This window comes from Streptomyces sp. NPDC002889, from assembly GCF_042888425.1.
Classification (GTDB): domain Bacteria; phylum Actinomycetota; class Actinomycetes; order Streptomycetales; family Streptomycetaceae; genus Streptomyces.
Window position 1 is genome coordinate 1 of sequence record NZ_JBIAPT010000058.1, and the last position, 7829, is coordinate 7829.

General features: G+C 66.7%; 8 protein-coding genes. 4 read left to right on the top strand and 4 right to left on the bottom strand.

Translation table 11 applies throughout. From position 1 onward, the window contains the following. Positions 1-371 precede the first annotated feature (371 nt). The 3 genes from ACFYWI_RS38120 to ACFYWI_RS38130 form a co-directional block, all read right to left on the bottom strand. Positions 372-1100, bottom strand: a complete 729-nt coding sequence (locus tag ACFYWI_RS38120) for a hypothetical protein (RefSeq protein WP_389240718.1) — start codon at positions 1098-1100, stop codon at positions 372-374. A gap of 678 nt (positions 1101-1778) precedes the next feature. Beyond that, positions 1779-2309: an NUDIX domain-containing protein gene (locus tag ACFYWI_RS38125; protein ID WP_389240720.1), complete on the bottom strand. Its 531-nt coding sequence runs from the start codon at positions 2307-2309 to the stop codon at positions 1779-1781. 1 nt (position 2310) lies between these two features. Continuing rightward, positions 2311-3666, bottom strand: a complete 1356-nt coding sequence (locus ACFYWI_RS38130) for a tetratricopeptide repeat protein (protein WP_389240722.1) — start codon at positions 3664-3666, stop codon at positions 2311-2313. Between the two features lie 223 nt (positions 3667-3889). Here ACFYWI_RS38130 and ACFYWI_RS38135 point away from each other — a divergent pair, with 223 nt between their 5' ends. The 4 genes from ACFYWI_RS38135 (at position 3890) to ACFYWI_RS38150 (ending at position 6906) form a co-directional block, all read left to right on the top strand. Next, complete coding sequence (locus ACFYWI_RS38135; protein ID WP_389240724.1) at positions 3890-4639, top strand: hypothetical protein; 750 nt, start codon at positions 3890-3892, stop codon at positions 4637-4639. Positions 4640-4719: 80 nt separating this feature from the next. Further along, entirely contained in the window at positions 4720-5631 is a 912-nt protein-coding gene (locus ACFYWI_RS38140) for an aminoglycoside phosphotransferase family protein (RefSeq protein WP_389240726.1), read from the top strand. Position 5632: 1 nt separating this feature from the next. Next, entirely contained in the window at positions 5633-6325 is a 693-nt protein-coding gene (locus tag ACFYWI_RS38145) for a class I SAM-dependent methyltransferase (RefSeq protein WP_389240728.1), read from the top strand. Between the two features lie 35 nt (positions 6326-6360). Next, on the top strand, positions 6361-6906 hold the full coding sequence (locus tag ACFYWI_RS38150; protein ID WP_389240730.1) for an HAD domain-containing protein: 546 nt from the start codon (positions 6361-6363) through the stop codon (positions 6904-6906). A gap of 327 nt (positions 6907-7233) precedes the next feature. On the opposite strand, the gene ACFYWI_RS38155 is transcribed toward ACFYWI_RS38150, so the two are convergent. Next, a partial coding sequence (locus ACFYWI_RS38155) for a hypothetical protein (protein ID WP_389240732.1) occupies positions 7234-7829 on the bottom strand: 596 nt, incomplete at its 5' end.

Consider the following 7829-nt stretch of genomic DNA (forward strand, 5'->3'; position numbering starts at 1 on the left):
CGGCCGGCCCGGCTTCTTGCCCACCGGCAACAGCGGTTCCAGCCGGCCCCACTGCGCATCCGTCAGATCTCCACGTGCCACAAAGCAAGATCATCTCACCTCAAGATCCACTTTCGCCACACGCCCTAGTAATGGGCCGGGTCGGCGACCTGCGGGGTTGTTCCCTGCGGGCCGCTGACCTGGCCTTTTCTTGATGGCTGGCGATGGGACACGACGGTCCTGATCGGGTGTCCTGCGGACTGTGTGCGGACTGTCGTGGACTGGCCGAGTGATTGCGTAGGCAGTCGACGGGGCGCGCAGGGTGATGAAGCGCTGCGGGGCCCCCTCGTGCCTGGTGAACTGCTGAGCGACTGTTTCTTTCTGTCATCGACTCAGCAGCTGATCCTTCTTACTTCCCCCGCCGCAATTCCGATATGGAATTTCAGCCTTAAGAGATGCGGGCGCCCTGTCATGTCATTAACTTCCCTGGTGTCAAGGATTCTGGTGCTTGACAGGATGCGGCGAGCTGCTTCCTCGATCTTGGGTCCCAGCGGGAAGTCGGCATTTGGTACGTGAAGCCATGATGTCAAGGGGTGGCGCGCGGCAACTTTTGGGTCCTTCAGGCGTTCGTCGATCGCTAGATGACCTACTCCCATTAGGTCGGTTACGACCTTCGAATCCACCTCGATGCTGCGGTGGATTATGTCGTTCCTGGTTCTCCAGATTTTCGCGAAAGCGTCCTTGGCGGGTTCCCACACCCTTGAAGAGCCGCCGAGATGGGCTTGGATGGCAGAGAGTACGCTGCTGCTGTTGCCGGGGAGATCCTGTACTTCGAAATCTGACCGACGCCAATTATGGTCGATCAGGATAGCTTCGAAAACATGCCAGAGGAGCTGTTCCTGGGAAGCTTCGTATGCGACGACAGCTTCGGCCCACTCGCCCCGGGAAAGTCGATGAGAGAAGCGCGCGTCCCAGGGATCTGAGACGCCGAATATTTGAGAGCGAATTGCTGAAATCCTCAGCGGCAATGAAGAGTCCACCGCCCTCTTCGGTGAGTTCGCGACCGGGACTGCTAGTGCCCCAGCTTCCAATCGGTGTATGGGGCAGGAGCGGTACCACATATTCCTGATCGTGGTCCACGCCGAACCTGAATGCGCCTGCACCCACGAGGTCGGCTCGGCAAAGAGGGCCTACCGAGCCCGGGGAATCTGTGGCGTCCAGCGTGACTCTCATGGCTTCGGAGGTGAGGTCCAAAGCGAGATCCCCCATCCGGCTGAGCCCAGAGTAGCTGACGGTGAAGGGCTCGTCATCGGCAGAATCCCAAATTACGTCTGCGACCCTTGGGAGCTCGCACATGACTGTGGCGAGGCAAAGTGGCTCGTCCCAACTGCCAGTCGCCAGATCGGCAATCAATGGGTGCATTGGTCCGCTGCCGGTGACCATCTCCGCCACATGGGAAAGCATCATGGTTTCATGGTTCCCATTTGCGGGCCTGATGACTTGCAGGACTACACGAGCGGCGACTGGTTCCCCGCCCAGAGCGCTTCCTACTGATACGGAAATATGCTCTCCGGCTGACATGCCAGGGGACCAGCGCACGGCAAAAGTTGTCCGCATGGTGTTAATCGAGATAGGGGAGCGTTCGCTATTTGGCAATGTCACCCGCAAAGCATACGACGGAAGTCTCGGCTGTGGCAGTACTGCCGGAGCCCCGAAAAATGGCTAGAGCGGCCGCGGCCACATAGAAGGGAAAGGGTCCAGATCTGGCCACTTCAGCCCTCACTGGGCGCTGCACCTTTCTATCGCCAGCCATCCACGGAGACGTCTGGGCCTCCCGCGAGGTAGCGGTGGAGGGCGCTTGAGGTGGTTTCCACGAAGTTCTCGGGGATGGCGTTGACATCGACCCAGCGGACCTGGGAGTGCTTGCGGGGTTCGCGGTTCTCGGGTTCGCCGGTCCATTCCTCAGCGGCGAAGACGACCGTGAGGAAGCCGTTGGGGGCCTCGACGCCCCAGGCGCCGTGGATGATGTGGGCGACCTTGAGGGACTCGGGCTTCACGGTGAGGCCCGTCTCCTCGTAGAGCTCGCGGACTGCGGTTTCCGTGATGGGTTCGTCCGGTTCGCTCTTGCCGACGGGGAGATCCCACATGCCCTGGGCGAACTTGGCGTTCTCGCTGCGCTGGAGGAGGACGACGCGGTTGGTGGCCTTGTCGTGGACGATGACTGCGGCGACCAGCAGGGTCATGGATTCCAGGGCCGGTTTGAGGGTCTTCGGCTGCTCGTCGGTCTGCTGGGCCACGGTGTTCCCTTCGTCGGGCGGGTTGTTGGGCATGTTAGGCGAGGGCTTCGCGGGCGCGGCGGGCGAGATCAGCGGCGCCGGGTACCTTGCGCCGCTGATAGACGGTGAGGGTGGAGCGGATCGAGGTGATCGCCTTGCGGGTGCGGTCGGAGGTCATGCCTTCCATGAGGGCCAGGGCCTGGGTCCAGGCGGCGACGGCTTCGTCGGCGCGGGCCTGGGCGGCGAGGCTGTCGCCGAGGTCGGCGTGGGTGAGGGCGTGGACGCGCTTGTACTTCTCGGGGTCCCAGCGGGTGAGGGCGTCTCGGTGCTGCTGTTCGGTGCCGATGTGGTCGGCGAGGTCGGTGAGGGTGCGGGCGGTGTGGCTGGCCACGGTGCCGGCGGCGGGGCCGCTCACACGGGAGTAGCTGGGCTGGGGGCCGTCGTCCCGTAGGAGGGCGTCCTCGGCGGCGAGCAGGGCGCGTGCGGCCGACGGGTTCTCGTCGGTGGCGGCGTAGGCCCGGGCATGGGTGATGTGGAGGAGGGCTTCGGTCTGGCTGTCGATGTGGCCGAGGCCGCGTCGCAGGGCGCCTTCGACGAGGTCGACGCAGTGGTGGGGCTGCTTGAGGCTCAGGGCCTGGTGGGCGAGGGCGCGCATCATCCAGGCGGCGTGGCCGTGGGGGTCGGCTTCGCAGGCGAGCTTGTAGCCGACCTGGTAGTAGCGCTGGGCGGCGCCTTCCTGGCCGAGGTCGTGGTGCTTCCACCCTGCGAGGTAGGCGAGTTCTGCGACGGCGCCGAAGGCGGCCCGGCGTAAGGCTTCGTTGGGGAAGCGTCCGCGCAGCATGGGGGCGGCTGTGTCTGCGAGGTACGCGGTGACGGTGGTCAGGCCGTGCCCGCCGCCGAGGCGCTCGTCGGCGGCGCTGAAGGCTGCGGTGATCTGGCGTACGACGTCCACGTCCTCCGTGCCGACCAGGGACGTGCCGGTGCGGGCGCGGAGCATGCGGGCGGTGGCTTCGTGGTCGTATCCGAGCGGCATGGCGACGCCGGCGGTGGTGAAGGCCGCGATGGCGAGGAAGCGGCGGCGCTCGACGTCGGCACGGCCCAGGTCGGTGGCGGCGAGGACGGGGTCGGATTCCGCCGGCGCATCGTCACCACCGGCCTGAAGGCCGATCTCGGTCTGGGTGATCGTGCGCCCCGCTCGGCGGGACAGCGCCTCGGCTAGGTACTGGCCTACCCGGCCGGAAGGGGCACGAGTGCCGTTCGCCCAGTGCGAGATGGCCGACTTGTTGGTCTGAAGGATCTCGCCGTTCTCGGCGGCGATGCGCCGCACGTCTCTGGAGAGGGCCTCGTAGGTGCAGCCGGCCGCGTCGATGGCATCGCGCAGACGGGAGTTGGGTTCTCGCTGCGCCCCCACGATCGCCTCCGCCCTGGAGCTGTAAACCGCGTATACCTCTTCAACTGCCTTCCACCGTACCCACTGAGCGTGACCACCGGTTCACTTATCAGCAGCCGCCCGGAACGGCGCAACCGTGATCCAGGCTCCCCCTTGGTCCGGGCGGCACCCCGAAGTTCCGTACACCCACACCAGGCTCGGGCATTCCTGTGCCCGGACCCGGCCGATCAGAGACGGAGACACGGTGACCACCATCGACACCGCGACCATCATGGTTGAGCTGCCCGAGGCGTTCGACCCGCGCTGGAGCCGCCTGCCCGGCATCCAGGTCGACGGCCGGCGCATCACGATCGACCCGGCCGAGTACTTCTTCCGCTTCGAGTCCAACACCTGGCTCGTCGCCGACTGGGAGCTGGTCAAGGCCCAGCTCCTGGACGTCGACGAGACGACCGAGAGCGCGGTCGAGCAGCTCGCGCTCGACTTCATCAAGCACAACGGTGAGTCCACCTCCGACGCGGCCTGCGTCCTGGCCACCGCGTACGAGGTGTACGCGTATCTCTTCCGCGACGAGCACCTGACCGGCCTCGGCCTGCCGCAGATCACCGCCGAGCACCTGCGGATGCTGCGCGAGGCGGCCACGCTCATGGCGCTCAACAAGGTGGAGCTGGACGGGCACATCTCCAACGTCGGCCCGTGCTGGTTCTTCCCCGCCGCCACATCCGTCGTCTTCGACCTGGACGACGAGATGGGCGGGATGCTCGACGAGGTCTACCACGGCGGCTGGTTCAACGAGCACCGACGGATCGAGTCCATCAAGGCCCACACGGCGCTCGGCGGCCGGCTCGTGCACGGCTGCCAGTCCGTGCCGGACCAGACCGGCGGCGTCGTCGCGCCCTACGGTGCCTCGATGGCCAACTTCCGCGACGACCTCGCCGCGTTCAAGGCGGGCTGGATCGAGCAGGTCTACGCCCACCGCGTGAACCCCGCCGCGTAACCACCACCCGATCAGGCTTCGGGGCGGGCCGGCACTTCTCGCTCGCCCCGGACGCCACCACCCCTCCCCGGAGCCCTCACGTGACCGCGAACCCCAGCGCCGAACTCCTCGACAACCTGCTCACCGTGGCCGGCCAGGCCACCGGCACGCGTGAGGAGGTGCGCGTGTGGTCCATGTCCGGCGTCGAGCGCGTGACCTTCCCCGACGGTGCCACGGCCATCTTCAAGTACGCCAAGAGGCCCTTCGACAGCGAGGACCAGGCCCTCCGCCTGGCCCACACCCTCGGCGTACCCGCCCCCCAGGTCCACGCCTCCGCCGTCCTGGACGGCTGGCTCGGCATGCTCATGGAGGATCTCGGACCGTCCGTCCGCGAGGCCGACGACCTCGACGGTGTCGCTGCGGCCGTGGTCCTGCACGGCACCCGTACGGCTCCGCCCTTGCCCGTCCTCGACCAGGAGCGGCTGCGCACGCTGCCGGCCCGGGCGCTGGAGCATCTCGAACGGCTGCGCAAGGTCGACCGGTGGCAGGACACTGACGATGTCGAGGACGCGCTCGATCGGATCGTCCAGGCCGCCGAGGCCCGCTCGGCCGGAGCGACGCTGGAGCCGTTCGGCTGGGTGCATTCCGAGTTCCACCCCACCAGCCTCCACATCGGCGAGCGCGGCTGGCGGCTGCTCGACTTCGCCCGCGCCTTCACCGGTCCCGGCCTGCTCGACCTCGCCAGCTGGCACGGCACCATCGAGCCCCCGCACCCCGTACGCCTGCGCGTCTTCCTGGAGCAGTACGTCACCGCCGGCGGCACCCCCGACGCCCTCACCCCGCGCGGCGGGCTCACCGCCGAGAACTGGGCCCTGGGCTGGCACCGCATGTGGGCCGTCGAGTGGTTCATGGAGCAGTCCATCCGCTGGATCAACGACCCGGCCACCGACCCCGCCTACACCAAGGCCGTCCGCCGCCACCTCACCGACGTCCTCCACCTCCTGAAGATCTGACGTGCTCGCCCAGGCATCCGCGTGGCACGCACACGCCCTGCAGCGCACCGCGGCCGGACTCGCCGAACCGCTTGCCGTACCTGCCCGGATGGAGTGGACCACGAGACCCGGCCAAGGGCCCGGCGTCGAGATCCTCGGCCCCGACCTGCGTGGCAAGCGACTCCTGGAACTCGGCTGCGGCCCCGGCCACAACGCCGCCCACCTCGCCACCCGCCATGGCGCCCGCGTCACTGGTGTCGACCTGGTCGGCCTGCAGGTCCGCCGTGCCCGCTCCCACTACGGACGGCTGAACTACCTCACCTTCGCCGCCGGCCACGCCCTGCACTACCTGCACGCCTCCGACGAGCAGTTCGACGCGATCTACTCCGTCTTCGGCGCCATCGGTCTCGTCGCCCCCGAGCTCCTGCTCCCGGCCATTGCCCAGCGCCTCACGCCCGGCCGGGTGCTCGCCTTCTCCGTCCCTCACCCGCAGCGTGGCGGCCGAAGCCCCTCGGGCGACGACCGTCCCCGCCGCGACTACGTAACTCTTCCCGACCGCACCCGGCTCCCCATCGCCCGCTGGGAGTTCTCCACGGACCGGTGGGAGAAGCATCTCAGCCAGGCGGGTTTCTGGCTCACCTCGGCCCAGGAGTTCCACGACCCCCGCATGGGCCACTGGCCCACCACCCTGCTGATCCGCGCTCGCGTGCTCTGACCAGCCATTCGCCCCGGCTTCCCTTGGAGGAACCGATGCGCCCGCCCTACTTGCTCCTCGACATAGACGGCGTCCTCATACCCTTCCCCGACGTAGAGGGCTCGACCCCGGCCGCCCACGCCCGCCACGACGTTGTCCTCGCCGGCCGCAGCGCCGACAACCCGGTCACCGTCTGGCTCCACCCCGACCACGGCCGCCTGCTCATGGACGTGATCCGCACCGGCCTGGTTACCCCCGTCTGGTGCACCAGCTGGCGGCAGGACGCCGCCACCCTCATCGGGCCGCTTCTCGACCTCCCGGCCCTGCCGTACATCGACCTGCCGCGTCCCCAGATCACCACCAGCCACCCCAACGGCTACCTGTGGAAGCGTGACCACGTCGACGCTTGGCTCGGCGATGCCCCCGCCGTCTGGATCGACGACGACTTCACCGGCCTCGACCATGAATGGGCGGTGGAGCGCACTGCGAAGGGAACGGCGACCATCCTCATTCAGCCCGAGCCGCACCTCGGGCTGCAGCCCGAGCACCTGACCGAGGTCACGACGTGGGCCTCGCAGTTGCCCGCAGCCCACGCCGCCTGATGACTGATGCCTTCGCTGCCACGAGCAGCGAGGGCATCAGTCTGATGAGCATGGTGCCTCACTCGACCAAGACGTGCGGAAGGTCGGCTGAGTACGGACCGACATGACGCCTGAGCTTGTTGGTTGAGACTTCGAGATCTCCGCCAACGGCACGGGAGCCTTGTGCGTTGCGGGTATCGAGCTCGTCACTCAATCAGTGGTCGCGGTGAAAGATCTCACCTTGCCTTGGGACTCCCGCTCGCTGGTGCTGCTGAGGCAGACTTGCTGGGATTGCTGGGAGCATGCCCAGCGACCTCAGGATGCGTCCGGTGTCAGCCCCGTCGATGATCATGTAGGAGCGCGGGCGTCGTGAGCGTAGGCGTCCATCATGCCAACCACGCTCGGCTTGATTTGATGACAGTGCTGCAGAACGAGTAGCTCCGCGGGCTCGGTGAACAGTCGATCGATTTGGTCGCCGTTCTTGCCCAGAGCCTTGACATCCATGGCGCGCGGGTAGCCGGGTCCCTTGAACAGCCAGGCGGCCGAAACCTGGCGTCCACGGGCAAACACTCGTGATGTGTAGAGATCCGAGCGTTCTCCACCCCAGTCTTTTGGAACATACGACTCGCCGATCAGTTCGGCGAAGGCGTGTTTCACCACATCCTCTGGTACGTGCAGGACCGCTTCACTCTCAGCCTCAGTGAAGGGAGACGTGAAGTCGATCCCGTTGAATTGGATGATATCGCTGGGGTACACCCGCGCTCCCGGCGTCAGTACTTCGGCGGCGAGATCATCATCGATGAACGACCTGATTCCGATGAAGACCGGCCTGAGCTCAATTTGCGCTGCACTGAGAAGCCGTATCTCAACCGATCTTGGAACCTGCAAGTCGAACGGAGTTCCTGGTCGGGTGATCTTCCGGCCGTACGCGCATGAAGGCAGGG

Excerpts from the sequence above, each read along its gene's own strand:
- ACFYWI_RS38120 (WP_389240718.1), bottom strand. The coding sequence starts at position 1,100 with ATGTGGTACCGCTCCTGCCCCATACACCGATTGGAAGCTGGGGCACTA.
- ACFYWI_RS38125 (WP_389240720.1), bottom strand. The coding sequence starts at position 2,309 with ATGCCCAACAACCCGCCCGACGAAGGGAACACCGTGGCCCAGCAGACC.
- ACFYWI_RS38150 (WP_389240730.1), top strand. The coding sequence starts at position 6,361 with ATGCGCCCGCCCTACTTGCTCCTCGACATAGACGGCGTCCTCATACCC.